This is a genomic window from Paenibacillus sp. ISL-20 (assembly GCF_018613005.1).
GTDB lineage: Bacteria > Bacillota > Bacilli > Paenibacillales > Paenibacillaceae > Paenibacillus_AQ.
Genome location: NZ_JAGGRD010000009.1, coordinates 1 through 25,243 on the forward strand (window position 1 = coordinate 1; position 25,243 = coordinate 25,243).

24 protein-coding genes are annotated in these 25,243 nt (G+C 49.6%); 9 read left to right on the forward strand and 15 right to left on the reverse strand.

Features of this window, described 5'->3' with window-relative positions; genetic code table 11:
• From J7E85_RS05360 to leuC, 10 genes are all read right to left on the reverse strand, one after another.
• Window positions 1-1,740 (reverse strand): dynamin family protein (locus tag J7E85_RS05360; RefSeq protein WP_215156228.1); only part of this gene is annotated, 1,740 nt, incomplete at its 3' end.
• 309 nt (window positions 1,741-2,049) lie between these two features.
• Entirely contained in the window at window positions 2,050-2,331 is a 282-nt protein-coding gene (locus tag J7E85_RS05365; RefSeq protein WP_215155783.1) for an NAD/NADP transhydrogenase alpha subunit, read from the reverse strand.
• Window positions 2,332-2,585: 254 nt separating this feature from the next.
• Complete coding sequence (gene nth / locus J7E85_RS05370; RefSeq protein ID WP_076321029.1) at window positions 2,586-3,257, reverse strand: endonuclease III; 672 nt, start codon at window positions 3,255-3,257, stop codon at window positions 2,586-2,588.
• 84 nt (window positions 3,258-3,341) lie between these two features.
• On the reverse strand, window positions 3,342-6,071 hold the full coding sequence (locus J7E85_RS05375; protein ID WP_215155785.1) for an S-layer homology domain-containing protein: 2,730 nt from the start codon (window positions 6,069-6,071) through the stop codon (window positions 3,342-3,344).
• A gap of 78 nt (window positions 6,072-6,149) precedes the next feature.
• Window positions 6,150-6,749, reverse strand: coding sequence for a GerMN domain-containing protein (locus J7E85_RS05380; RefSeq protein WP_215155787.1), 600 nt, complete (start codon window positions 6,747-6,749; stop codon window positions 6,150-6,152).
• Window positions 6,750-6,788: 39 nt separating this feature from the next.
• Window positions 6,789-8,168, reverse strand: coding sequence for an N-acetylmuramoyl-L-alanine amidase family protein (locus tag J7E85_RS05385; protein ID WP_215155788.1), 1,380 nt, complete (start codon window positions 8,166-8,168; stop codon window positions 6,789-6,791).
• 201 nt (window positions 8,169-8,369) lie between these two features.
• Entirely contained in the window at window positions 8,370-9,056 is a 687-nt protein-coding gene (locus J7E85_RS05390) for a GerMN domain-containing protein (protein WP_215155790.1), read from the reverse strand.
• 40 nt (window positions 9,057-9,096) lie between these two features.
• The gene (locus J7E85_RS05395; protein WP_215155792.1) at window positions 9,097-10,533 is read right to left on the reverse strand and encodes an N-acetylmuramoyl-L-alanine amidase family protein; all 1,437 of its coding nucleotides are present in this window, start codon (window positions 10,531-10,533) and stop codon (window positions 9,097-9,099) included.
• 236 nt (window positions 10,534-10,769) lie between these two features.
• Window positions 10,770-11,372 carry a 3-isopropylmalate dehydratase small subunit gene (gene leuD, locus J7E85_RS05400; RefSeq protein WP_076321023.1) on the reverse strand — a complete coding sequence of 201 codons (603 nt, stop codon included), beginning with the start codon at window positions 11,370-11,372 and terminating at the stop codon, window positions 10,770-10,772.
• Window positions 11,373-11,392: 20 nt separating this feature from the next.
• Entirely contained in the window at window positions 11,393-12,817 is a 1,425-nt protein-coding gene (gene leuC / locus J7E85_RS05405) for a 3-isopropylmalate dehydratase large subunit (protein ID WP_215155794.1), read from the reverse strand.
• A gap of 180 nt (window positions 12,818-12,997) precedes the next feature.
• Here leuC and J7E85_RS05410 point away from each other — a divergent pair, with 180 nt between their 5' ends.
• Entirely contained in the window at window positions 12,998-13,930 is a 933-nt protein-coding gene (locus tag J7E85_RS05410) for a LysR family transcriptional regulator (RefSeq protein WP_215155796.1), read from the forward strand.
• Window positions 13,931-14,048: 118 nt separating this feature from the next.
• On the opposite strand, the gene J7E85_RS05415 is transcribed toward J7E85_RS05410, so the two are convergent.
• Complete coding sequence (locus J7E85_RS05415) at window positions 14,049-14,234, reverse strand: hypothetical protein (RefSeq protein WP_215155798.1); 186 nt, start codon at window positions 14,232-14,234, stop codon at window positions 14,049-14,051.
• A gap of 93 nt (window positions 14,235-14,327) precedes the next feature.
• On the reverse strand, window positions 14,328-15,140 hold the full coding sequence (locus tag J7E85_RS05420) for a carbon-nitrogen family hydrolase (protein WP_215155800.1): 813 nt from the start codon (window positions 15,138-15,140) through the stop codon (window positions 14,328-14,330).
• Between the two features lie 252 nt (window positions 15,141-15,392).
• Between J7E85_RS05420 and J7E85_RS05425 the strand changes: the two genes are divergently transcribed.
• The 8 genes from J7E85_RS05425 to J7E85_RS05460 all read left to right on the forward strand — a co-directional run bounded on the left by J7E85_RS05425 (window position 15,393) and on the right by J7E85_RS05460 (window position 23,214).
• Window positions 15,393-16,586, forward strand: coding sequence for a pyridoxal phosphate-dependent aminotransferase (locus J7E85_RS05425; RefSeq protein WP_215155802.1), 1,194 nt, complete (start codon window positions 15,393-15,395; stop codon window positions 16,584-16,586).
• Window positions 16,587-16,955: 369 nt separating this feature from the next.
• Window positions 16,956-18,059, forward strand: a complete 1,104-nt coding sequence (gene proB, locus J7E85_RS05430) for a glutamate 5-kinase (RefSeq protein WP_251035493.1) — start codon at window positions 16,956-16,958, stop codon at window positions 18,057-18,059.
• A 57-nt stretch (window positions 18,060-18,116) separates the two neighbouring features.
• Complete coding sequence (locus tag J7E85_RS05435; RefSeq protein WP_215155807.1) at window positions 18,117-19,364, forward strand: glutamate-5-semialdehyde dehydrogenase; 1,248 nt, start codon at window positions 18,117-18,119, stop codon at window positions 19,362-19,364.
• A 35-nt stretch (window positions 19,365-19,399) separates the two neighbouring features.
• Window positions 19,400-20,269 carry a pyrroline-5-carboxylate reductase gene (gene proC, locus J7E85_RS05440; protein WP_098743065.1) on the forward strand — a complete coding sequence of 290 codons (870 nt, stop codon included), beginning with the start codon at window positions 19,400-19,402 and terminating at the stop codon, window positions 20,267-20,269.
• Window positions 20,266-21,480: a 2,3-diketo-5-methylthiopentyl-1-phosphate enolase gene (locus J7E85_RS05445; protein ID WP_215155809.1), complete on the forward strand. Its 1,215-nt coding sequence runs from the start codon at window positions 20,266-20,268 to the stop codon at window positions 21,478-21,480. Before proC ends, J7E85_RS05445 begins: the two co-directional genes overlap by 4 nt.
• Window positions 21,477-22,157 carry a 2-hydroxy-3-keto-5-methylthiopentenyl-1-phosphate phosphatase gene (locus J7E85_RS05450; protein ID WP_215155817.1) on the forward strand — a complete coding sequence of 227 codons (681 nt, stop codon included), beginning with the start codon at window positions 21,477-21,479 and terminating at the stop codon, window positions 22,155-22,157. The genes J7E85_RS05445 and J7E85_RS05450 overlap by 4 nt, the downstream gene beginning before the upstream one ends.
• Window positions 22,158-22,820 carry a methylthioribulose 1-phosphate dehydratase gene (locus tag J7E85_RS05455; protein WP_215155819.1) on the forward strand — a complete coding sequence of 221 codons (663 nt, stop codon included), beginning with the start codon at window positions 22,158-22,160 and terminating at the stop codon, window positions 22,818-22,820.
• A 100-nt stretch (window positions 22,821-22,920) separates the two neighbouring features.
• Window positions 22,921-23,214, forward strand: a complete 294-nt coding sequence (locus J7E85_RS05460; protein WP_215155821.1) for an SdpI family protein — start codon at window positions 22,921-22,923, stop codon at window positions 23,212-23,214.
• A gap of 38 nt (window positions 23,215-23,252) precedes the next feature.
• On the opposite strand, the gene J7E85_RS05465 is transcribed toward J7E85_RS05460, so the two are convergent.
• Genes J7E85_RS05465 through J7E85_RS05475 form a run of 3 tightly spaced genes read right to left on the reverse strand, consistent with a single transcriptional unit; the run spans window position 23,253 to window position 25,233 of the window.
• The gene (locus J7E85_RS05465; protein ID WP_215156260.1) at window positions 23,253-23,420 is read right to left on the reverse strand and encodes a hypothetical protein; all 168 of its coding nucleotides are present in this window, start codon (window positions 23,418-23,420) and stop codon (window positions 23,253-23,255) included.
• A 24-nt stretch (window positions 23,421-23,444) separates the two neighbouring features.
• Window positions 23,445-24,137, reverse strand: coding sequence for a hypothetical protein (locus J7E85_RS05470; protein WP_215155823.1), 693 nt, complete (start codon window positions 24,135-24,137; stop codon window positions 23,445-23,447).
• Window positions 24,118-25,233 carry a hypothetical protein gene (locus tag J7E85_RS05475; RefSeq protein ID WP_215155825.1) on the reverse strand — a complete coding sequence of 372 codons (1,116 nt, stop codon included), beginning with the start codon at window positions 25,231-25,233 and terminating at the stop codon, window positions 24,118-24,120. Before J7E85_RS05475 ends, J7E85_RS05470 begins: the two co-directional genes overlap by 20 nt.
• Window positions 25,234-25,243: the final 10 nt, after the last annotated feature.

The window sequence follows — 25,243 nt, forward strand, 5'->3', positions numbered from 1 at the left end:
CGCCTGCGCAGCGGCGGGGCGGGGCGCCGTGCGCCCGTGCCCCGGCTGCGCCGCCAGGGCGCCGCCCTGGGCAGCCGCTTGCGCAGGCTGCCCTTCCGGCTCCCTCACCTCCGGCAGGAGGCCGGGGGTGAGGGAGGTTCGCGGCGGGAGCAGCTGCGCCAGCTCTGCCGCGCGGGCGGCTTCCGCCTGCTGCAGGCTATCGTAGCTGGCGGAAGCCGCGGATTGCGCCAGGAGCTCGGCGCCCTGGCGCTCCAGCTCCTCCAGACGGACAGTCGCAGCGTCCGTCAATACCGCCTTCAGCCGGTCGGCAAGCACCAACACGGCCCGGCGGTAGCTGCCCTTGATTTCCTCGGCCAGCTCCCGGTTATAGTTCAATACATATTCGCCGGACACCGTCGCTTCCGAATTCACGGTCCGCGTAATCATATCCTCCCGCACACCGGGAAGTTCAGCGTCCATCAAACTTTCCCATTCGGTATTCCACTCCGTATGATACTCCACGCTTTTACGAAACAGCGAACGCAAATGCCAGTCGATCTGCGATGCGGTCTGTTCCTCCAATCGATGATGGAATGACTCCAGACGACGCCGACGCTCCTCCTCCGTCTTGCCGCCTGTGAATAGAAATCCGACTTTAAAACCACTCTTGCGGCTTTCCAGAAAGGAGAGACTTAAATCCCGAACATCCGCCGGCGTCAAATTGGCATTTGCCAGAAGGGCATCCGCTTCTTTGCGGAGTTCCGTCCGAACGGATTCCGGCAGCAGCCGGGCGGATCTTTTTTGCTCTTCCAGCTCCTGCAGCCGTGCTTTCATCGCCGCAGCTGCCTCCTCGCCACCCATTTCCTCCAGCAGCCGCTCCTTCTCTTCCTGATGGCTCCGGGTATAGACTTCCACATGCTGATCAGCAGCATGACGAATGGAGCAGGATACGCTGTAGCGCAGCAACGGTTCCTTATGGGATATCAACTCACCGATCAAAGCCTTCAGCGTTTCCCATTGGTTATAGGGATGGTCCTGAACTTTAAGCGAAGTGCATAGCAGCCCTTTATATGTGATCTTCCACTGGACGAACGCCTTCTTCACGTCGTTTAGATAAGAAGACAACGTTAATTCATCATCACGATGCTTGTCAATCTGATTGACGATCAGGTACAGCGGTTTCCCCCAATCCGACAAGCTCTTGGCAAACATCAGATTACTCTCCGACTGTACATGATTATAATCCATGACGTAAAAAACGATGTCAGCCATATGCAGGGCGGAATGCGTGGCAAGCCGGTGCCCGTCATCCGTTGAATCGACCCCGGGGGTATCCATCAAGACGCCATCTTCGCCAAGCAGCGGCACATCATCCCACACTTCAATCGCGGAATACTCCCGGCCCTCCTTGCAGTATTCGGCAAGTTCGTCAATCGTTACCGTTATGGGCTCACCAGGCTCACCAGGCTCACCAGCAGATCGGTGAATCAACGCCCGCGGCTCACCGCTTCGGATCGTAACCACATTCGCGCTCGTCGGTATCGGACCTGAAGGCAGCACCTTTTTGCCGCAAAGCGCATTAATCATGCTCGACTTCCCAGCGGAAAAATGCCCGCAGAAAGCAAGCGTCAGCTCGCCGCCTGTACCCTTGCGTATTAAATCCTCAGTCAAAGCGGAGGAAGATTCGTCATTCCACTCCAAGAAACGATCTCGAACTCTGGTTAGTTCCGTCACACTGTATCCGATTTCATGCTCAGCCATCAACTTCAATGTATTTCTCGCTCCTGTCCATTGATCTCTCAATTTCTGACACTATCTATTCACATCATTTTATTTTATCACCGCTTGTGCCGTAAAGGAATCATTGCATTTCATTTTCGGGCGCCTCTCTTGATATGACAGTCCTTATCTATGCAAAATGGCAGGTCAAGGAAGTGATCTTCCTTGCCTGCCATTAATCCAAAGCTTCATAAACCGACACATACAGAAGGAATGAGGTGAGAGTTCACACTCGATTACCCTGTAAGCACCAGGTTTATCTCATTTTTTAAAACATCAAATTTGAAGAACTTAAGATACAACGGTGTTTTCTTCTGCCGGAATCAAAATTTCGAAGACATTTCCGTGCTGCAGAATAGTTAACCCGCGTGATTTATCGCGCATGACCACCACTTCGGGCTTCTGTGACATACGCTCCAAATAATGCTCGGGAGCATCCCCGGAATGACTGAACGTCACGCCTTCGAATTCTTGCTCTTCATTCTCACTCAGCTGGCTTTGGCTCTCCACCACATGTTCAAAAATATCTGAGAACAATTCAAAATTGTCGGTGTAAACAGAGATGCATTTCATGTGTAATCCCATCCTCTTTTAAATTTAGCTCATGCCGATCCAGGATACCGTCCTCTTTCACCTCGCGAAAAACCGACCTTTGATACTGTTGTTTCCAGATCTCCATTCTCCCATGCGGCTAAAGATAGAAATCCGGAGACAAAGGCAAGCTTTGCGCTTGCTTACAATTATGTCCATTTCGCTAGCTATTCATTAAAGTGCCGTATTCCCGATGAATCAGATGAACCTCTTTTTTTGTCTATTTCTTGCTGATTTTACAATTGTTCCTTATTCTTCCTGACTGCTAAGGTTTTCATACGTTTCTTTCCTTCACGGCAAACATCCAGCAATGGACATACCGGGCATTGCGGATTTTGAGCCTTACAGTGATACCGTCCGAAAAAAATGATCCGATGATGGGTCAGCGTCCATTCTTCACGCGGTACCCGCTTCATCAGCTTTTTCTCCACTTCCAGCACGGAATCTTTCCAGGCGGCCAGTCCAAGTCGCTTGGAAACTCGCTCCACATGCGTGTCAACCGCGATGGCAGGCACACCAAAAGCATTGGAAACGACGACATTGGCTGTCTTGCGTCCAACCCCAGGTAATTTAACCAGCTCATCATGAGCCTCCGGCACTTCACCGCCATACTGTTCGATCAGAATCCTGCACAAATTCTGAATATGTTTGGCCTTATTCCGGTATAATCCGATCCGTCTGATATCCTGCTCAAGTTCCTCGATCGGTACCGATACATAATCCAAAGGCGTTTTGTATTTCTGAAACAGATCCTTTGTCACCTTATTAACCGTTTCATCCGTGCACTGAGCGGACAGCAGCACGGCGATGGTCAGCTCAAACGCATTGCTGTGATTCAGCTCGCAATGTGCATCCGGAAACATGCTCTCCATCGTGTCCAAAATATGCCGTACCGTTGCCGCATTCATATGTTTCCCTCCCGCAAAAAAAAATCTTGATGCGGAAATCCCCGCATCAAGACGGTGTTTCTCGAGCAATCCCAGGTCGATAATTTACTGTTTTACGATCTCAACAACGACACCGTTGTTTAAGTACAGTACAATATTATCATTTTCCTTAAGGGATTGCACGGACAAAGTAGTGTCACCTTGATGAACAAATACTTTATCGGATAATGCATACCGGGAATTATCGTTAATCGATTTGCGCTTCACTTGAATTTCCGTATTGCTTGCCTGCCAGAATGCACGTTCAACCTTCTCCAGAACCTGCACGATCGTTACGCCCTGAATATCTTTTCGAATCTCAATGCGATCTCCTGCGGTCAATGTGCTTAAATTCGAAGCCGTCGAACCATTCTTAACGACTTTGACCCCGCCGCTCACACCTAACGTCTGACTGTTGCCTGAATAATCCTTCACGGTCAGTGCATTTCCGGAAACATCTGCGCTTGTCACTTCGCCAAGCGTCAATTTAACTTCGGCAACCGCGACAGGCGTTAAGCCTTGGAACGTTATATTAACGAGTGCTCCCGGACGCAAGTCATTGAGCAGAATTGCTTGTCCGCTTTCACCGGTAAATATGGTTTTTTCGGTATATATATCGCTTGTAGAACCGTTCGCTTTCACTCGAATCCGATTCCTCGTTGGTTCCGTAGATACCACCTCGAATTGTGCGGAAGTTTTGAGTTTTAAGCTCTGCAAGTAATCCTGATTGTTCGACAGCTGGGCTGACACTTCGTCACCAATCCGTAAATCCGCCAGGGTTACGCCTGATCTGCCGAAGATTTCCACAACCGGACTATTGTAGTATGAGATTTCCTCCACTTTTCCGCTAGCGGTCACAATCGAAATTACTCTCTTGGATGTGTTAATGTTGCTGATTTTACCTTCAACTTTATATACCACTTCCAATGAAAGTACGCGGGTACCGATCAGAGAGACACTTACTTTGCGTCCTGAGACAAGCAAAGGTTCCACTCGATCCAGCGTCGTTCCGTAGCTTGATTCCAGCTTTGTCTTGTCATCCAAAACAATCACACGAGGCAGGTTGTTCGCATCCTTAACAGTCAGCCACCTCGTCTTGGCATCGTAGTTTACGACGGTAGCGGCATCCAACTGCTCAATTTGACGACCCGTTACTTCAATTTTCGAAATCTTTTCTTCACCGTTAATGGTCAGTGTCACTTGATCCCCGGATACCGCGTCAGCGAGCAAATCGGACAGAACCGGTTTTGCCACGCCACCCATGATGATTTCCGGCTTCTCTGCCAAATACTTCGTTTCGAGCTGTGTACTTCCACTGCGCTTGTAAGTGATTGTCTTTCCGTTTTCTTCAACAGAGTACAGTGTCGCCTGCACGGTACGATCGACGCTTTGCGTGACTTCCAACGACTGAATAACGCTGTTTCTTACCGAAAAGTTCACGGTGTAGCCATTCTTGAGCTCCGCCGGAGCCAAAATTTGATTCTGATAGCGAATAACGGTTGCATCATCCCATGTGTACGTATCCTCATAACCGGTGCTATCCTTAAGGGTTACTCTTTTGTTGGCCGTATCCACGTTCTGAACGATGCCTGCTCCCGTCTTGTTAACCAAGCCGCTCTTTACGCGGATTGACACGATTTTCTTCTGCGGGCTGTATGTTTCACGTTCAATCGTAAGCAGACTGCCGGCTGCAAGCGTCTTTGGATCGATCTTAGTACCGTTCTGATCCAGGAACACGGTACTTGGGTCGTAACTCAGCTCTTCAAAGGTGCTGCCTGTATCCAGCCAGATGAGATTGTCCGGCGACAAGCGTGCATACGTGCGGTCAAACCGCTCCACTTGCTGGGTTGGATCCGTAATTTCCACGTAAGCAGCCGTTCCGTTATTCACGACAACCACCGCTTGAGTGTAAGGATTGATCTCCGAGAATTGCAATCTCTTCTCCGAATCGGAGGTGAAATACGCTGTGGAATTATCCAGTTTGAATGAATTCAGCTTGCCATCGGCATACAGCTCCAACTTACCGTTCTCGATCGCTGCGATGGAGCCTTTGTATTGGTTCTCGTAATTTGTAGTAATATAGGCTTGAGCCCGGCTGAGGAACGTTGCAAGCTGGGCACGGGTAACGGCCCCTTGCGGATCGAACTTGTTGCCGTTCACGCCTTTTGCAAGTCCAAGCTCAACCGCTACATTCACATAACCCAGACGATCCGGGGATATCTTGGCGTTATCCGCAAAGCCTGTCGCTTTATTATTGGCTGCATTGGCTTCCGCGGTACGTCCAATGGAACGGACAAGCACTTCGGTTATCCATTCCCGGGATGCTTTCTGCGCGCCCCAAATGACTTTCTCATCCGTATATCCGGATTCTTTTTGCTTGTCGAGCAGGTTTTGCTGAAAAGCCAGTTCAACATACTTCGTAAAATAATCGTTCACTTTAATATTTGTCGGTAATGTCGCAGCACCGCTGCTTAATTGATCCTGCTTGCTTAAGAAACGGATCGCCATGGTTACAGCTTCCTGTTGCGTTACTGGATCGTTCGGACGAAACTTTCCGTTATTTCCGGTCACGATCCCCTGTGCTGCTAATTGATAAATATACTTCTCTCCCCAATATCCGGCATTAACGTCACTGAATCCGTTAATGGCCGTTTGGCCGACATTTGCCATTGTCGCATTTGCCGTTTCTTCATCTGCCGAGACGATCGAAGCCCCGCCTCCGAATGCTATAAGTCCGGCCATGACGGCGGAGACCACTTTTTTGGAATGAACATGTTTGCTGTGTCTAAGTACCATTTTCTTTCCCCTCTCAATAACTACTGCTTCATCATATACTAATATTCGACAGCAGATCGTGATCTCCTTCAACCATCATTACCGAGTCATTGGATTTTCCAAATCGACATGACCCATTAACGATTCGGTCTGCTGACCATCCACCAGAATTTGAAGTGATTGTACTTCGTCAAACTGGAAAAAAGTTTTTTTGATCGCATCGACAGCAAACGACTCCCCGCCTGCACCCAGGTTGGCTTCATCCGGGACCGTCACATCGAGTGTCAACGCCCCGTTTTCAAACTTCAGGGAATTCAGCCCGATTTTTTCCCACAGAGGAATCATTTCGGCATTACTACTCTTCTGCAATGCTTGATAAGCCGCTTCGTATTTTTCTTGATCTTCCTTATACGAAATTTCTGCGGTACCTTCTACCAGCTCCATCATATCAGGATTCGTATAATAGGCTTTGATACTCTCTGTTTTCGTTTCCGGCGTTGTCACTTCGCTGCCGTTGCCCGTAGACGATCCACCTGATCCATTCGACGTTCCATTATTACTCTGTCCTGTCTGATCATCAGGTGCAGGCGTTACTTGCCCAGGCGTATTGTCCGGAGCTGCTCCGGGTTTCTGTCCACAACCGGCACCAATCAGCATTACGGCTGTCAGTAGGCCAGCCGACCATATTTTTTTATTCAAAAGTAGCCACCTCCTGCAATCACGATCCCTGTCGTATCGTTAATCAACCTTCAAATAATTTTTGATGCCTCTGACAATGGCCTCTGCCACGCGATCCTGCGTTGCCGGATCAAATAGCTTGCTCTCATCAGTCTTGTTGCTCACGAATCCGACTTCGAGCAAGGCACCGGGCATTTTCGTCTCACGAATCACATGGAAATTACCATATCTCACTCCGCGATCCTTTAATCCCATGGCCTTGACGATCTCTTTATGGAGTGCATTCGCCAGAGCCTTGTCAGATTCATGGTAGTAATACGTTTCGGTTCCGCTTGCAGTGGAAGGGCCACTATTAGCATGTATCGATATGAAAACATCAGCCTTCAGATCATTCGCAATTTTTGCGCGTTCCTTCAGCTCGAGGAAAGTATCGTTACTGCGAGTTAAAACGACTTCGATATTTTGTTCTTTGGCCAACAGTTTCTCAACTTTTAGCGCCATTGCGAGGTTGAAATCCTTCTCCCTCTTCTTCGTTACCCCGATTGCTCCCGGGTCGTGATCTCCATGACCCGCATCAATGACCACGAGTTTCTTACCACCTGTACCAGGTACCGGGTTAGAGCCCGTATTCAAATCCACAATGAACAGGCCCGATCCGTTCTCAAGGCCTGAAACGGTGTAATTCTTGGCGTAGTTGAGATCAATGACAATGCGCACGGTCATCGGATTGCTGTTGTACAAGGAGTAACGTACGGATTTGACATCCGGATACCCCGTTACGTCCATCTGACCGGTCTTCATCACATCATCAAAGCTGGCGTTACTGCTGAACGTATCCGAGAAATTCGTGTTCACCATATCGATGACGATACGGTCCGGATTGCTAAGCTTTGATACATTCGGCTTCGCATTGCCGGTAACGGCGACCATCAGCCTGTTTTCGCTGAAACTGATACCGTCCACGGTCGACGTAGTTACGCCGGGTTCTTCACCAGGGTTACCCCCGTCATAAGACGAGGTCAGATAAACTGCCTTCTGCGCGTTATCCCATCTTACTTGAAGACCCATCTGCTCACTTACAAAACGGAGGGGAACCAGTGTTGTTCCTTCACGAAGAACGGGTGCTTTGGTCATTTGTATACGCTGACCGTTGATGTCAGCTTGCTGACTTCCAATCACCATCGTTACAGTCTGCGAGCCGTCTTGTACAGTTACCGTCTTGGTTGCCTTGCTCCAGTACACATCAAATCCCAAATTCTCGGAAATGACACGGATCGGAACCATGACTGTACCGTTATTGTTCTCGACCTTCACGCCAGATGACAGATTGATTTGTTGGCCATCCAGGTAAATCTTTGCGCTGTACGAACTCGCATCCGCCATTTTAGGAAACGCAATCATGATGACAACAAGAAACATTAAAAAACCGAACTTCTTCATCCTTCACCCCTACCATCCTATTATTTTGCCATAGATTGGCGTTCCTGCACTCGGCCTGTCCGACATTACCTGACAACCTATAGACGCAAAGTCACAATGAAAGTTGCGAAATTGTTCCCTTTTTACCAAAAAAACACCTATTTCAAAAACCGAAATAGGTGTTTAGTCCTTCGTATGAATTTCACAAATAGTTCTTTATGACTATTTTCGAGTCATTGGATGCTCCAGCTCAACATGTCCCATTAAGCTTTCGATCTGTTTACCGTCTACTAGCAATTCCAGAGACTGCACCTCATCGAACTGGAAGAAGGTTTTCTGCAAGGCATCTATCGCAAACATTTCCCCTCCAGCTCCGAGGTTGGCTTCGGCTGGTTTGGTGATATCCAGCGTCAAAGCTCCTTTATCAAACTTGAGAGACTTCAGCGTAATCTTATCCGACCATAGTGGACTGAGTGCGGCATCACTGCTCGTTTGAAGTCCTTCAAAGGCTTTCTTATATTTATCCTCTTCGCCCGAGTATGTGATCTCTTTGCTAGCCTCTTTCAGATCCATGATTTCGGGGTCCGTATAATAGAGTTTAATATTGGCCTTCTTCGCTTGATCCTCCGTGGCATTCACATCCTTTGTATCCACAGGCGTTCCAGTACTTTGACCGGTTGTATTCTGCGGCGGTGTGCTGGCTCCCTCGCCTGCATTTACTGATGTTGCGTCATCTTCCTTATGATCATCAGCCGCCGTTTCTCCCGGATTATCCTGAGGTGTTTGTACTTCTCCTGTTGCGGTCTCCGGATTTGTCTCGGCAGGGGCTGCAGTCGGCTTCTGTCCACAGCCGGCACTAAATGCAAGCAGGAGCGCCAGCAATCCTGTCATCCAATATTTTTTGTTCATGACTTTCGTCCCCCTCTAAGTTCATCAAATCTTGTACACATTATTGTACTTGAAGATATTCTTTAATACCCGCTACAATACCTTGTGCAACACGATTTTGGAAATCGTCTTTAAACAACTGGGCTTCGTCACCCTGGTTGCTCAAAAAGCCAATCTCGAGCAGGACAGCCGGCATCGTTGTTTCTCTCGTAACATGAAGGCTGCTATATTTAACTCCCCGATCCTTAAGACCTGTTGCACTCGCAAGATGTTTGTGGATCACATTCGCCAAGGATTTGCTTGAATCTCTCGTATAATACGTTTCCGTACCGTTCGGACTGCTGGTCGTGCTGCTGTTTCCGTGAATAGACACGAATATATCCGCCTTCAGGTTATTTGCGATCTTGACGCGATCACTAAGTTCAAGGTGTGAATCATCAGTGCGAGTCATCACAACATTGATATTCTTCTCGTTTTTAAGAAGCGCTTCAACCTTCAGAGAAACATCCAAATTAAATGATTTCTCCTTCTTTCCCGAAATGCTGATTGATCCAGGCTTGATTCCACCGTGACCGGCGTCAATAACAACCGTCTTCTTGCCGTTGCCTGTTACCGGGGGAACGGGTGGTACGAGGATTTCTCCCTCGGCGTTCAGATCAACAATAATGAGTCCCGCTTCTTGGGTTACCCCATAACTTTTAGGACTTGTCAGGTCGATAACGATACGCACGGTTGATGGATTGTCACTGAACATGGCATATCGTACATTCATAACGTCAGGATAATCCGTGATTACCATCGCGCCGCCGCTTTGTGCATTGGCTGCATGTCCATCCAAGAACGAAGAAGAGAAGACGGTATTTGGAAGATCGATCACAATCCGGTCCGGTCCCGTTATGCTGGATACTTTCGGCGTAACCGTACCATCTGTAGCAATCATCAACCGGTTGTCGCTAAAGCTTAGCCCTGTCATTGCAGCCTGGTTCCCTGATTCGACGGGCGGGGGCGTTTCACTGCCCGAATGGTTTCCGTCAGCAGGATCAACCTCTCCTTCAGAAACCGGTGGAATGGAGCTGGAGAGAAACACAGCCTTTGTTTGGTTGTCCCATTTCACATCAAGCCCCATCTGCTCACTCACAAACCGGAGCGGCACAAGCGTGTTCTGCCCATTTAAGACAGGGGCCAAGTTCAGTTCAACCTGGGCACCGTTCATCTCAGCCTGCTGGCTGCCGACCACCATACGAACAGCCTTCTCACTGTTCTCGACCGTTACCGTTTGACTGGCCTTCTCCCAACCTACCTTGAACCCGAGATTCTCGGATACCACGCGGATCGGAATCATCACGTTACCTTTCATGTTGGCTACCTGAACGCCCGAAGACAAATTCAATGGTTCTCCGTCAAGAAAAATGCTTGCATTTGAAGAACTGGCTTCGCCACTTTTCGGAAACGCCAGCAAGAAGACTATCAACATCATTACAAACCCTAACTTCTTCATGAATCCACCTCGATCATCCCATGATTAAATTTGAAAAGCAAATCTAGCAAAAAACTAAAAATATGTAAATCAGCACATTCCCGACAACACGCCGCCGGACAAATACTGACATAAAACAGTGGTTCCTCTTGGCTATCGCTGCATATTAATTCCATAATACCAAAAAAAACTTCCATTTCCTACACAGGAAATGGAAGTTTAATAATCTTGTAACCTTTTGCCGTGTAATTACGAGATTAAGCGAACAGACGCTCCCCATGCTTCTTCTCGTAAGCATCGATTGCACTTTCATGCTGCAGTGTCAAACCGATGTCATCCAGTCCTTGAAGCAGGAATTGACGGCGGTGCTCGTCGAGATCAAAGTCAATATGGAGTCCTTGATCATCTGTAATCGTTTTGCTCTCCAGATCGACGTTCAGCTTATAACCTTCTGTAGCTTCTGTGCGCTGGAACAGTTCCTCCACTTGCTCCTCCGACAGTTTGATCGGAAGAATTCCGTTCTTAAAGCAGTTATTGTAGAAAATATCAGCAAACGATGGAGCGATGACCACGCGGAATCCGTAGTCGAGAATCGCCCAAGGGGCATGCTCACGGGAAGAGCCGCAGCCAAAGTTGGCACGGGAAATCAGGATGGTTGAGCCTTGGTAGCGGGGCTGATTCAGCGAGAAGGTGTCGATATTGCCTCCCTCTTCATCAAACCGCCATTCATAAAACAGAAACTGTCCAAATCCTGTACGTTCAATCCGCTTCAAAAACTGTTTCGGAATAATGGCGTCCGTATCTACATTCACCCGGTCCACAGGTGCGACTATACCGTGTAATTTCGTAAATGCTTGCATAAACTTCTCCTCCGTCCTTCTTAGCTCACAACTTCTTCGGCTACAAAGTTCCAGTCACGTACATCCACGAAGCGCCCTTTAACCGCAGCTGCCGCTGCCATTGCCGGCGATACGAGATGCGTTCTGCCGCCCCGGCCTTGGCGTCCTTCGAAGTTACGATTGGACGTTGATGCGCAGCGCTGGCCCGGCTTCAGTACATCCGGATTCATCGCGAGACACATACTGCAGCCTGCTTCACGCCATTCGAAACCCGCTTCAACAAAAATTTTGTCGAGCCCTTCTTGTTCAGCCTGGATCTTCACTCGGCCCGACCCTGGAACAACGATGGCTGTTACATTGCTGGACACTTTATGTCCCTTCGCTACAGCTGCTGCTGCACGCAAATCTTCAATGCGTCCATTCGTGCAAGAACCGATAAAGACATAATCGATCGGAATCTCGGATATTGGAGTCCCTGGCACAAGCGCCATATACTCCAGAGCTTTCTCCGCTGCCTTGCGCTCATTCTCGGTCTTGAAATCCGCAGGGTTTGGAACCGTTGAGGAAATGCCAGTACCCATTCCCGGACTCGTTCCCCAGGTTACTTGTGGGATTAGAGATTCCACATCGAACTCGACCACTACGTCGAATTCAGCGCCTTCGTCTGTGACAAGGTTTTTCCAGGCTGCTACTGCAGCATCAAAAGCTTCCCCTTGCGGAACATGTTGACGTCCGCGCAAGTATTCAAACGTCGTTTCATCCGGAGCGATCATGCCCGCTCTGGCTCCGCCTTCGATGGACATGTTACATACGGTCATGCGCTCTTCCATCGACAGTTCGCGGATCGCTTCACCCGTATACTCAATAACAGAACCTGTTGCAAAATCAGTACCGTATTTCGCGATCACGCCAAGGATCATGTCCTTAGCCGTTACGCCCGGATTGCGACGACCGACAAAACGCACTTCCATGGTCTTCGCTTTGGCCTGCTGCAAACATTGGGTTGCCAGCACATGCTCAACCTCGCTCGTACCGATACCGAACGCAAGCGCGCCGAATGCACCGTGAGTGGATGTATGGCTGTCGCCGCACACAATCGTTTTGCCTGGATGCGTTAAACCAAGTTCCGGCCCCATTACGTGCACAACGCCTTGATCAATCGTATCGAGATCATACAGGGTAACGCCAAAATCCTGACAGTTCTTGGTCAGGGTATCAATTTGCTGCTTCGAAATCGGATCCGTAATGTTAAAACGGTCTTTCGTTGGCACGTTGTGATCCATTGTTGCGAAGGTCAGTTCAGGACGGCGTACTTTACGGCCGCTAAGACGCAAACCTTCAAATGCTTGCGGGGAAGTTACCTCGTGAACCAAGTGCAGGTCGATGTACAAAATACCCGGTTTGCCTTCTTCTTGATGAATAACGTGGTTATCCCAAATTTTCTCGAACATTGTCTTCTTACTCATCATCATCACCCCATTGTTCTTTACGTCCATGAGAAGATAATTGCTTGTTATCTTCTTTTAAGGAAGATCTACAACGCATCATCTTTACGTTGATAGTAATATATCATTTCCTTCTTCATTGTTCCAAGATATAATATCTATAGATGTAATAGGATTCAGCTATAACGGAGTGATGCTTAAATGGAACTGAGACAACTGCAATATACGCTGCAAATCGCGGTGGATAAAAATTTCTCCCGTGCCGCGGAGAAGCTTCATATCGCCCAGCCTTCCTTGAGCCAGCAGCTCTCCAAGCTGGAGAAAGAGCTCGGCGTGCTGCTGTTCCAGCGGAATACGAGCAACGTTGAGCTTACCCATGCCGGAGCCAGCTTTGTCGAGCATGCGCAGAAGATTATGGACGCCGTCGAGCAGCTGAAACAGGAGATGTCGGACATCTCCCAGCTTCGTAAGGGCAAAGTCGTAGTCGGCAGCATGCCGATTACAGGCTCCCACCTGCTGCCACGGGTTTTACCAGCCTTTAAAAAGGGATATCCGGATATTGAGATCACCTTGTTGGAAGACTCCTCCATGAACCTGGAGAAACTGACGGCCAGCGGCAAGGCCGATCTTAGCCTCCTTGCGCTGCCGCTGTCCGAGCCTTCGCTGTCCTGGATTCCGATCGGTGAGGAAATGATCGATTTGGCTGTTCCTCCGCAGCATCCGCTTGCTCTCCGGGCTGCCTCTGATCCCGTTCGGCCCATTACGATCGACGAAATCCGGAACGAAGCATTTGTTGTCCTCAAAAAAGGACAGGGCTTCCGGAAGCTTACCTTTGATATATGTCGGGAGGCCGGCTTTGAACCGAACGTTGTATTCGAGAGCAACAACATCGAGACGCTCCAATCTCTGGTCGCAACCGGAATGGGCATAACGCTGGTGCCTCGTTTTATCGCCCGTGCGAAACGCAGCGAGTTTATTCCGGTCTACTTGCCGCTCGCTGATCCGGTTCCGAGCCGTACGCTGGTCGTGGCTTACCGCAACGGACGGTATTTATCCAAAGCGGCGGATGCGTTCATCGATACGTTCAAGCAGGTTATGGACAAGCTGGTGGTGGAAAGCGTTCAAGATCAATAAACGCAAATGTAAGCAGCCCTATACGAATAAAGAGGCATAACCATCGTCGAATGACAGTGGCTATGCCTCTTTTTCTCCTGAAAGTAAAACGGTTACCCATTTCGTCATAAACGGAGATTTATTTGCGCAAGTTATGCTGGTCAATCAATCGGTTCTGTTCATCCGCAGTACGGGACTGATCCTGAATCGATTCGTTCTTCCCGTTACCGCCTCCGACTACATTCTCAACAAAGCTGCGGAACTGTTGTTTCTGTTCTTCTTCCTGCTCATGGTTTTGGCTGTCGAATTGGTTGTTATCTGCCATCATTCAAAGCCTCCTCTCAGACGGATTACCCATAGTATACCCGCCTCTGCCCAGATGAAACTTCATTTTTTAGAGGAGTTTAACTATAAACACTTATTGAAAATACAAATTCGGACGACGGTCTTCAAAAACCGGAATACGTCCTCTGACTTCATCCGTAAGACGGCAATCCAGCGTACCGGTCAGGATCATTTCCTGCTCATCCCCTTCGGCAATGACCTCACCCCACGGATCGATGATCATGGAGTGACCGAAAAAGTCCGTTTCTCCGCTGGTTCCTACACGATTACACGCAACGACATACATTTGGTTCTCGATCGCTCTGGCCATGAGCAGCGTTCTCCAATGATGCAGCCGTGGATGCGGCCACTCCGCAGGCACAAACAGCACTTGAGCGCCGCTGAGTGCAAGGGTGCGGGACAGTTCTGGAAACCGTATATCGTAACAGATCGATGCGCCCGCTTTCAATTGTTCCAGCTCAAAGGTTACGGTATGCTGTCCGGCTTGAAGAAACTTCTCTTCATCCATCAGACGGAACAAGTGAATTTTAGAGTATTTGGCGATCTGCTCCCCGCTCCGGTTAAACACATACATGCTGTTATAAATCCGATCTTCGATTCGTTCGGCTACAGATCCGCCCACGACTTGGATGCGGTGTTTTCGCGCAAATTCACTCAGCATCCGCGAGGTTTCCTGCCCCATGGGATCGGCAAGCTCTTGAATCCGGTCCAGCGCATACCCCGTATTCCACATTTCCGGCAGTACTATGACATCCGGCTTCATATCAGCTGCTGCGGCCTGCTCCATCATGCCGAACATTTTATTCATATTGGCATTCACGTTTCCTATTTCAATATCAGCTTGGATAAGTGCGATATTCAATTGAGCCTTTGCTTCTCCAGTCATCTTGCAGCCTCCTGTTATTCGGTTGAATCCAGCATCAGCGCCGCTGTGATCAATATATCAACGAACGGGCTATTTTACAGGTTTCATCCATTCTCCTTATGTCATCATCATAGCCTCCTCAAGCCTGCTGCTGCAACACCCAAGCTCCATTTCCCTCTATACACCCCTGATAAATCGTGTTAAATTAATCCTAATTGTTTTCAATATCAGCTGCATTTGAGTGTAATTAGATAACGGAGTGATGAAACTGCAATGAACAATAAATTAAACGAATTCCAAATAGAGCCAGCCGAGATGATGTCCCAGCTGCCCACGCAATTTTTCGCGACCTTGGTCTCCAAGGTAAACCGCCAAGTGGCGCAGGGACATGATGTAATCAATCTGGGGCAGGGAAATCCCGATCAGCCCACACCGCCTCATATCATATCCAGCTTGAAAGAAGCGGCCGACAATCCACAATTTCACAAATATTCGCCTTTTACCGGCTTTTCCTTCCTTAAAGAAGCCATTGCGCATCGATATAAGGAAGACTACAATGTTGATCTCGATCCGGAGACAGAGGTAGCGATTCTGTTTGGAGGAAAAACAGGTCTCGTACAGCTGCCGCAAGTGCTTCTGAACCCGGGCGATGTATGTCTTGTCCCGGACCCCGGTTATCCGGATTACTGGTCAGGTGTAGCTCTGGCCCGTGCCCAAATGAAATTCATGCCGTTAACCGCAGCTAACCAGTTTCTTCCTGATTATGATGCGATCACAACTGCAGACAGAGAAAAAGCGAAGCTGATGTTCCTGAATTACCCGAATAATCCGACATCCGCTGTCGCTCCTCTGTCCTTCTACGAGGATACGGTGGCATTTGCCGCCGAACACGGGATCGTGGTAGCCAGTGATTTTGCTTATGGAGCGATTGGGTTTGATGGTGATCGTCCAGTCAGCTTTTTGCAGGCAGAAGGCGCCAAAGAAGTTGGAGTAGAATTCTACACCCTATCCAAAACCTATAATATGGCCGGATGGCGCGTTGGCTTTGCCCTAGGGAACAAAAAAATCATCTCGCTGATCAATATGCTGCAGGACCACATCTACGTCAGCCTGTTCGGCGGCATTCAGGCTGCAGCGGCTACAGCTCTCACATCTCCGCAAAACTGCGTTGAGGAGTTGGTGGCACGCTACCAATCGAGGAGGGACGCCTTCTATGGCGCCCTGTCCGAAATTGGCTGGGAAGCACAGAAACCAGCAGGCTCCTTCTTTAGCTGGCTACCCGTACCGCAAGGCTTTACCTCGGTATCCTTTGCCGACCTGCTGCTTGAGGAGGCCAAGGTGGCGGTTGCGCCTGGTGTCGGCTTTGGCGATCACGGCGAAGGATATGTCCGCGTCGGCCTGTTAAGCAGCGAAGAACGAATGCGGGAAGCCGCCTACCGAATCGGCAAGCTGAACCTGTTCGGTTAACCTAATTCCTTTTGAAAAAACAAAAACGATGTGCTATTCTTGCAGTAACAATTGAATGCAGTTTTCAAAAACGCAATGACGGGACCAGTACGAAAGCATAGGGCACGATGACCAGAGAGCGAATTCCATGGGCTGAAAGAATTTGCCGTGACCCCCCTTTCCGAATCCTACCCCCGAGCGGCCTGGCTTGCCAGGACAGTGCCTTCTGTTACAGGGTTAAAGCCGGATGAGCTGCGCTCATCAACAAAGGTGGTACCGCGGAAGTTAAACTTTCGTCCTTTTTCATACTGGACGAAAGTTTTTTTATTTTCAGGAAATGGATTCGTTACAGCTATACCAACTAATCATAAATACAAGGAAGTGATCACGATGCTATCACGCATCGTCGTAAAAATCGGCAGCAGCTCCCTGACGACAGATGAAGGCGGACTTAATCTTGATTCCGTCGCCTTCTTTGCCGGAGAACTTGCCGCGCTCCGTAAGGCCGGTCACGAGGTTCTGCTCGTGACATCCGGCGCCGTTGCAGCAGGCTTTCGGGAGATCGGCTACGAAACGAGACCCAAGCTACTGCATGAGAAGCAAGCATCCGCCGCATTGGGCCAAGCGCTACTGATGCGTGCTTACCAGAATGAGCTGGCCTCCCATCAATTGAAGGCCGCGCAAATTCTGTTGACGAGAACGGACTTCGCAAACCGCAAACGCATGAATAATGCCAACATGACGATTACGGAGCTTCTGAAGCAAGGCGTTATTCCGATTATTAATGAGAATGATACCGTTTCGATTGACGAACTGAAATTTGGTGATAACGATACGCTATCCGCGCTGGTAGCGAACTTGGTCCGCGCCCAGCAATTAATCATCCTGACCGATACGGACGGTTTGTACACGGCTGATCCACGCAAGTCGCCGGATGCAACAAAATATGAGGAAATTGATGAAATCACGGGTGAGATTTACAGCATGGCAGGAGGCGCTGGCTCCAGCGTAGGTACTGGCGGTATGCGATCAAAAATCGATGCCGCCAAAATCGCCACCCGCGGCGGTGTCCCCGTCTTCATCGGCAAAGCCAACGAGACCGGGGATTTGCTTAAGGCGTTTAAGCATGCAGGCAAAGGAACTTATTTTGCCACCCACCTATCCTCCCTGCCGATGAAAAAGCAGTGGCTCGGCTTTATGTCCTCGCCGTTAGGCCGGATCGTTGTTGATCCTGGCGCCGAGAAGGCGCTGATTCACGGAGGCCACAGCCTCCTTCCCGTTGGCATTAAACGGATCGAAGGCAGCTTCCATGCAGGAGACGTGGTAGAAGTCGTTAATATGAACAACGAAACGCTCGGCAGAGGGATCGTCAATTACGATGAGGACCAGCTGCAGGCCGTGCTCGGAATGCCAAGCAGTGAAGTGATCGGCATCATCGGGGAAATCCATCGGCTTGAGGTCATTCACCGCGACGAATGGATCACGTTAAAATAATCCGGATCCCATAACCAATATTGTTTTTCCTAATCATCCAAATAAGGAGGAATTATTATGAGTGAGGTACGCAACAAAGCCCAACTCGCCAAACAGGCAGCATTTCGTCTTGGCAGACTGAGCACGGAGGAGAAAAACCAGGCTTTGCTGATCATGGCAGACGCCCTGATCCAGCGGACAGCAGATATCATGGAAGCGAACGCGGAGGATCTTCGCCGTGGGAAAGAGCTCGGCACCTCTGCCTCCCTGCTGGACCGGCTGGCACTGAATGAAGCTCGAATCGAGGACATAGCCGAAGGATTGCGCCAAATCGTTAAGCTGCCGGACCCGATCGGCGACACCCTGGAAACGATCGACCGCCCGAACGGTCTGAACATCGTCAAGAAGCGCGTTCCCCTTGGCGTGATTGGCATCATTTATGAAGCACGTCCCAACGTGACCGTTGATGCAGCCGGGCTATGCTTGAAGACGGGCAATGCGGTCGTGCTGCGCGGTGGTTCATCCGCCCTCTCCTCCAACCGCAAAATCATCGAGGTGCTTCACGAAGCTATGGAACGCACCACACTGCCTAAAGATGCGCTACAGCTTATCGAGGATCCGAACCGTTCCTCCGTGGATGAAATGCTGAAGCTCAACGGACTGCTGGATGTCATCATCCCGCGCGGTGGCAGCTCGCTGATCCAGAATGTTGTGATGAACGCCACGGTACCAGTCATCGAAACCGGAGCCGGGATATGCCATACCTATCTGGATGTTTCGGCAGCCCCGGACATGGCGGCCGCCATCAGTATCAATGCCAAGGTGCAGCGCCCTTCGGTCTGCAATTCCATGGAAACCCTGCTCGTCCATGCGGATTATGCCAAATCGCATTTGACTGGGCTGGCCGAAGCATTCCGTAAGCGTAATGTCGAGCTGCGTGGATGCCAGCGTACCCTGGATTACGTTCCATGGGCTGCAAAAGCTACGTCTGATGATTACGCTACCGAGTATAACGACTATATTTTGAACCTTAAAATTGTGGATCACCTGGATGAGGCCATTGAGCATATTTCGATTTATGGCACCAAGCATTCGGAATGTATCGTTACGGAGAATAAGGATCATGCGCAGCGCTTCTTGCAGGAAGTAGACGCAGCCGCTGTCTATCATAACGCATCGACCCGCTTCACCGATGGCTTTGAATTTGGCTTCGGCGCCGAAATCGGGATCAGTACCCAGAAGCTACATGCCCGGGGACCTATGGGGTTACCCGCGCTTACTTCCTCCAAATATGTTATTATCGGTAGTGGTCAAATACGCGAATAAATCATTCATCTAAAGCCATGAAGGAGGAAATAACGATGTGCCAATCCCCGCAGAACCGACCTTTAATAGATAAAGCAATTACCTTCTACGGCGCCGGCTCGATGGCCGAAGCGATCGTACGAGGATTAGTGAGCCGTTCTGTCGTGCTTCCGGAGAATATTACGATGCTCAACCGAAGCAATGTTCAGCGCCTTCAGGAACTGAGTGAGCGGTACGGCGTCCAGATCAACAATGACGATGCCGCTAAAATCGAAATTCTAAAAACTTCGCCGGTGATCGTGCTTGCCATGAAACCGAAGGATGCTGCTAAAGTGCTGAAAGAACTGGGTCCGAAGCTCTCAAGCGACCAATTGATCATCTCCGTGATTGCCGGATTATCGATTTATACGACACAGACGCTGCTTGGAACCCATCAACCCATTGCACGCACGATGCCGAATACATCTGCCTCTATCGGACTTGGTTCCACAGGAATTGCCTTCTCTAAGGAAATCAGCGAAGAACAGCGCCAGCTGGTCATGACTTTGTTCGAAGCTGTTGGTAATGTAACCGTCATTGAAGAAGAGAAGATGGATATCCTGACCGGTATATCCGGCAGTGGACCGGCTTACTTCTATTACATGATGGAAGCCATGACTGCCGCGGGGATTCGCGGCGGCCTGACGCAGGAGCAAAGTCGCGAGTTGACGCTCCAAACCATTCTGGGCGCGGCCCGGATGGTGCAGCAGACCGGAGAACAGCCTTCATCGCTTCGCGCGAAAATCACATCGCCGAACGGTTCAACACAAGCGGCCCTCGAAACGCTCGACAAAGGCGATTTCTTCGAAACCGTCATTGCCGCCGTAAACCGCTGCGCTGAGCGCTCCAAAGAAATGGGCGCCATGCTGAAGGAGCAAATCTCATGAGCCGCTGTATCGCAATGTACCGAATCTATGACGACCAGGCGGATTTTCGTAAGAAAGCAACTTCCATCGCCGTTGGCATGACGGTTGGCAGCTGGACCGAGCTGCCGCAAGCCAAGCGTGAAGCGATGCAGAAGCATCTTGGCGAAGTTGTTGACATTCAGGTTCACGAGGGCTGGGAGCCAGGCAGTCGTTATGCGGATGTCAGTATTGCTTATCCGGATATTAATTTCAGCCGGGATCTTCCTGCCCTACTGGTGACCGTGTTCGGCAAAATCTCCATGGACGGACGGATCAAGCTGACTTCCCTGGATTTGTCTCCCGACTTCCTGGGTGCGTTCCCCGGACCGAAGTATGGCATCGACGGTGTCCGCGATCTTCTCGGCGTCCATGATCGTCCGCTGCTCATGAGCATCTTCAAATCGGTGATCGGACTGAATGCGGACGAGCTCAGAGCCCAATTTATCCGTCAGGCGCTTGGTGGCGTGGATCTCATCAAAGATGATGAAATCCTGTTCGAGAACGACCTCACCCCGATTGAAAAACGGGTAAGCATGTGCATCCAGGCGGCTGCCGACATTGAACAACAAACTGGCAAAAAGCTGCTCTATGCTGCCAATCTAACCGGCCGGACGTCGCAGCTGCGTGAGCAAGCGCTGCGCGCGATTGATGCCGGCGCTAACGCCCTGCTCTTTAATGTGCTGTCCTACGGGTATGACGTTTTGCACGAGCTAAGCAGCGATCCGGATATCACCGTACCTATCGCGGCTCATCCTGCACTTGCCGGCGCCATTTATCCTTCTCCATACTATGGAATAACAGCTCCGGTGCTGCTCGGCCAGCTGATGCGGATCGCCGGCGCGGATCTGGTGCTCTTCCCTTCTCCTTACGGATCTGTAACGATGCCGAGAGAAGAGAATCTGGCCATACGCGACGAGCTGCATAGCGCTAAACTTGGCGTGAAACGAAGCATGCCGGTACCATCCGCAGGAATCCATCCTGGTCTCGTTCCACGCATCATCCGGGACTTCGGCACTGATGTGGTCGTAAACGCAGGCGGTGGAATCCACGGTCATCCGATGGGAACCGAAGCGGGCGGCAAAGCTTTTGTACAAGCGATTGAGGCAACGATGAAATCCGTGCCGCTCGCTCACTTTGCCGAAGAACACGAAGAGTTGAAAGCCGCACTGGACATCTGGGGAGGAGAAGTATGACATCTGGAGAGAAACAGCCGATCATTTTTTGCGATTTCGACGGAACCATCACGAACAACGATAATATTGTCGCCATCATGAAGCACTTCAAGCCGGAAGGCTTTGAGTCGATCATGCAGGATACACTTGACCGCACTATTTCTATACGGGAAGGCGTAGGCCGCATGTTCGCCCTCTTCCCTTCCTCCATGAGAGAAGAAATTACCGATTATGTTCTAAGCCATGCAGGGATTCGGGAAGGCTTCAGTACATTCCTGGATTATTTAAAATCCGAACAGATTGAATTTTACGTTACAAGCGGCGGCATCGATTTTTTTGTCGATCCTCTGTTGAAGCCCTTTGGCATCCCTGCAGACCATATCTTCTGCAACGGCTCCAATTTCGAAGGTGATCACATCGAGATAACTTGGCCTCATCCTTGCAACGAATCCTGCCAGAACGACTGCGGCATGTGCAAGGTTACGGTGATGGACCGTTTTCCGACCGATCGGTATTACCGGATTCTGATCGGGGACAGCCTTACCGACTTCGAAGGCGCCAAACAGGCGGATCTGGTCTATTCCCGTTCCTCGCTCACCGAGCAGTGCAAGAAGCTTGGTGTTCACCATGTACCCTTCGAGACATTTACCGATATTCAGAACGACATGAAAGACAAGTTCAAACAGGAGGTGCTGTAAGTGGCATTTTCAGATATCCAGCTTGAACAGAAACAGGCTGCCCTGCAGGATCTTAGAGGAATTAAGGAACGGTTTGCTTCTAGAAACTGGTTCCCGGGTACCAGCGGTAATCTATCTGTCCGTGTTGGCGAGTTCAATCCAGAGCAGTTTTATTTTGCGGTGACAGCCAGTGGTAAAGACAAGTCGGTACATACGCCCGAAGATTATCTTTTTGTGGATCAGAACGGCGTACCTTGTGAAGCAACCGGCTTAAAGCCTAGTGCGGAAACTTTGATTCACTGCGAAATTTATCGCAAAACCGGCTGCGGCGCCATTTTCCATGTGCACACCATCAATAACAATCTGATCAGCGACTGGTATGGTGAACAAGGTTATGTCCCTGCCCAAGGAATCGAGCTGATCAAGGCCTTTAACATTTGGGATGAGGACGCGGCGATTCGCATTCCGATCCTGCCGAACTATGCAGACATTCCGCGGATTGCGGAACTCGTTCCGGATGCGCTTGATCCGGCGGTACCCGGCATTTTGCTTCGCAACCACGGCATCTATGCCTGGGGCAAAAATGCTTTCGAAGCAAAGAAACATCTGGAGGCTTTTGAGTTTATATTCGAATACTCCTACCGTCGTCTGCTCTTGAATGCAACCGAATCCAAGGTAAAATAAATCCATATTTGCAGATACAGAGCTTGATCAGCCGGATGCACCGTGATCCAACGTTTTCGGGGTGCATCCGGCGTTATCTTTCCGTTAGGAGTGTATAGGGATGCTCGAAAGTTTAGCCATTGGCATCGTATTTATTTTGTATGGGTTGGTCCTCTTTTTGCTTCCGCCTAAAAGTTCCAAGAGCATTTATGCTTATAAAACTACGTCATCTCTTAAAAATGAACGAAACTTTAAAGTTGCCAATGCCTATGTAAGTCTGCTGCTAATGATCTTTGGGGTCATCCTGCTGCTGATTGCCAGGCTCACCGGCCATATCATGACAACCGGTATTGCGACCGTGATCGTTTTTATCCTAATATACATACTCGTTGAACGAAAACTAAAAAACCTGTAAATGATTCCGATCGTTTACAGGTTTTTTCTTTATATGGATTATAGCCGTTTCTGCTCATGCTCCGTTAGTGAGATCGAAGGCGCAGGTACCTGATCCGGTGATGAGTAGACATTGAAGATAAACAAACAAGTCACAACAAACAGTGCAATATACAGCAGATAATACAGATTCTTGGCCACGATATCTCCCTCCATATCTCGTTCCATATCATTTCATTGATTCGATCGTGATCAATCCCTAATGATCACTTTGACTGCAGAAGGCACGGATAGCGTCACATCAAGTTGTGAGAAGGTTCCCCGAAAGGTATAGCGAGGGGGATCATTCAACTGGACATATAGAATGTTTCCCGACTGTTTAATCTGAATCATCGACGGCAGCTCGGTCGTACTCCACATTTTGATATCTTCCGTCCGCAGGCTGCCAAAGATCAGCATCTCATTCGAACTCGAAGCATCCTGTTGGATATTGTGGTTGTAACTGCCCTGAACAATGACTTTTTTAACCCCGTCCGGAATTGTTATCTTCTGATCCGGTAACGGAATCGTTTGCTGCACGGACATCGTCTCACGGCGAATTTGATCCAGTAAACCCGTCGCACTCAGCACTCCCATGCCGATACAGCAGAAGGCCAGAAAACCGATGAGAAGAATGCTGAATATATCATACTTGACCCAACCGCGTCTCCGAAAAATCAGCGAGTAGCTGACGATCTCGGCACCTAACAGAACAAATACGATCGGCCACCATCTTGCGGCGGAGCTGTACACCTCTACGCCTTTCCAGGCGGAGGACAATACAAGCAAGCCAAGCACGAGCAAGGATAGTCCCATGGAGAGTGTACCTACTCTCCATTGCCGTGCAGACTTCGATGGAGGGCTTCCCAGATCATGAAGGGACATATCATTCGTTGTCGGTATCATAATATGAACGCCTTCCTCTCAATGCATCCTTTTTCGAGCCAGTCATCAGCTTGATTCCTCCTCCGATGAGAAGAACGGCGATAATCGCGGTCTTCAAATAGGAACGAATGCGGTAATCCAGCTGCAAATGAGGGAAATGTGTATCGATATAAGGCATCACCACGCTGGTAAATACGAAATAGACACCAAGTACGAGCAGTCCAAGCCCGAGCCAGCGCTGCTGATTCCCAAGGCCTGAGATGATCGGTCGATCGCGCAGCGGCTCCCTGCCGTAACGGCTTACTTGCTGCAGACCGTCAAAGAATGCATAAAACCAGATCAGCGGAATCAAGAACAGGAACAGCGACAGCTTGAGTACATCCAGCACATAGATGCTGCCAAGAAATAGGACCATGAGCTGCAGTCCCCGTTTTTGCAATCCCAAATACATTTGACCCGCTCCGGGAAAGGCCGATAACAAGGTGGCAAACACTTTACTCCGGCGTCCGCTCTCCCGGCCGCTCTCGAGCTCATCAAACAGCGTGCGATCGATAAGTAATTCTCCAGCTTGCTTGCGGTGAACCAGCTGAACCACATCAAACATACAATAGAGCCAAATGATGGGCAGCATGCCCAGAAACAGCAGAAATACTGATTCGTGCGTCAAGCCCGTCAAGAACAGCAGAATCGTTCCCAGTCCGAAGAATGCGATCAGGAACGACAACCCGCGCTGCATAAGTCCCAGTTGAAAATGCCCCAAACCGGGAATGAAGGACAGCAGTATGGTATAAAAGCGTTCAGACTCATCACTCTTTTCCTGGCGAATCTCCATCGGTCGTCCGTATTCATCGTGGACAATCATTACAGGTGTATAACGAATCAAAGCAATTAGCAGGTCGAGCATGCTGATCCCCCAGATCATTAAAGCACCGAGAATCCCCAGCGCAAAAACCGTATCGGAATGCGACATGATCCCGAGCACAAATCCGCCGAACAAGCCACCGAAGAACAAGAACGGATATAGCAGGGCACGTCCCTTTCTCCCCCAATAATAATGGCCGAGGCCCGGAAGGATATTTAATATAAAGGCAAACCCTTTACTTTTTTGCGGTTGCACAAGGCATCTT

What these genes read in the sequence shown, in the direction of transcription:
- J7E85_RS05365 (WP_215155783.1), bottom strand. Translation starts at nt 2,331, where the DNA reads ATGAAATGCATCTCTGTTTACACCGACAATTTTGAATTGTTCTCAGAT.
- nth (WP_076321029.1), bottom strand. Translation starts at nt 3,257, where the DNA reads ATGAATGCGGCAACGGTACGGCATATTTTGGACACGATGGAGAGCATG.
- J7E85_RS05375 (WP_215155785.1), bottom strand. Translation starts at nt 6,071, where the DNA reads ATGGTACTTAGACACAGCAAACATGTTCATTCCAAAAAAGTGGTCTCC.
- J7E85_RS05385 (WP_215155788.1), bottom strand. Translation starts at nt 8,168, where the DNA reads ATGAAGAAGTTCGGTTTTTTAATGTTTCTTGTTGTCATCATGATTGCG.
- J7E85_RS05390 (WP_215155790.1), bottom strand. Translation starts at nt 9,056, where the DNA reads ATGAACAAAAAATATTGGATGACAGGATTGCTGGCGCTCCTGCTTGCA.
- J7E85_RS05395 (WP_215155792.1), bottom strand. Translation starts at nt 10,533, where the DNA reads ATGAAGAAGTTAGGGTTTGTAATGATGTTGATAGTCTTCTTGCTGGCG.
- leuD (WP_076321023.1), bottom strand. Translation starts at nt 11,372, where the DNA reads ATGCAAGCATTTACGAAATTACACGGTATAGTCGCACCTGTGGACCGG.
- leuC (WP_215155794.1), bottom strand. Translation starts at nt 12,817, where the DNA reads ATGAGTAAGAAGACAATGTTCGAGAAAATTTGGGATAACCACGTTATT.
- J7E85_RS05410 (WP_215155796.1), top strand. Translation starts at nt 12,998, where the DNA reads ATGGAACTGAGACAACTGCAATATACGCTGCAAATCGCGGTGGATAAA.
- J7E85_RS05415 (WP_215155798.1), bottom strand. Translation starts at nt 14,234, where the DNA reads ATGGCAGATAACAACCAATTCGACAGCCAAAACCATGAGCAGGAAGAA.
- J7E85_RS05420 (WP_215155800.1), bottom strand. Translation starts at nt 15,140, where the DNA reads ATGACTGGAGAAGCAAAGGCTCAATTGAATATCGCACTTATCCAAGCT.
- J7E85_RS05425 (WP_215155802.1), top strand. Translation starts at nt 15,393, where the DNA reads ATGAACAATAAATTAAACGAATTCCAAATAGAGCCAGCCGAGATGATG.
- proB (WP_251035493.1), top strand. Translation starts at nt 16,956, where the DNA reads ATGCTATCACGCATCGTCGTAAAAATCGGCAGCAGCTCCCTGACGACA.
- J7E85_RS05435 (WP_215155807.1), top strand. Translation starts at nt 18,117, where the DNA reads ATGAGTGAGGTACGCAACAAAGCCCAACTCGCCAAACAGGCAGCATTT.
- proC (WP_098743065.1), top strand. Translation starts at nt 19,400, where the DNA reads ATGTGCCAATCCCCGCAGAACCGACCTTTAATAGATAAAGCAATTACC.
- J7E85_RS05445 (WP_215155809.1), top strand. Translation starts at nt 20,266, where the DNA reads ATGAGCCGCTGTATCGCAATGTACCGAATCTATGACGACCAGGCGGAT.
- J7E85_RS05450 (WP_215155817.1), top strand. Translation starts at nt 21,477, where the DNA reads ATGACATCTGGAGAGAAACAGCCGATCATTTTTTGCGATTTCGACGGA.
- J7E85_RS05460 (WP_215155821.1), top strand. Translation starts at nt 22,921, where the DNA reads ATGCTCGAAAGTTTAGCCATTGGCATCGTATTTATTTTGTATGGGTTG.
- J7E85_RS05465 (WP_215156260.1), bottom strand. Translation starts at nt 23,420, where the DNA reads ATGGAACGAGATATGGAGGGAGATATCGTGGCCAAGAATCTGTATTAT.
- J7E85_RS05470 (WP_215155823.1), bottom strand. Translation starts at nt 24,137, where the DNA reads ATGATACCGACAACGAATGATATGTCCCTTCATGATCTGGGAAGCCCT.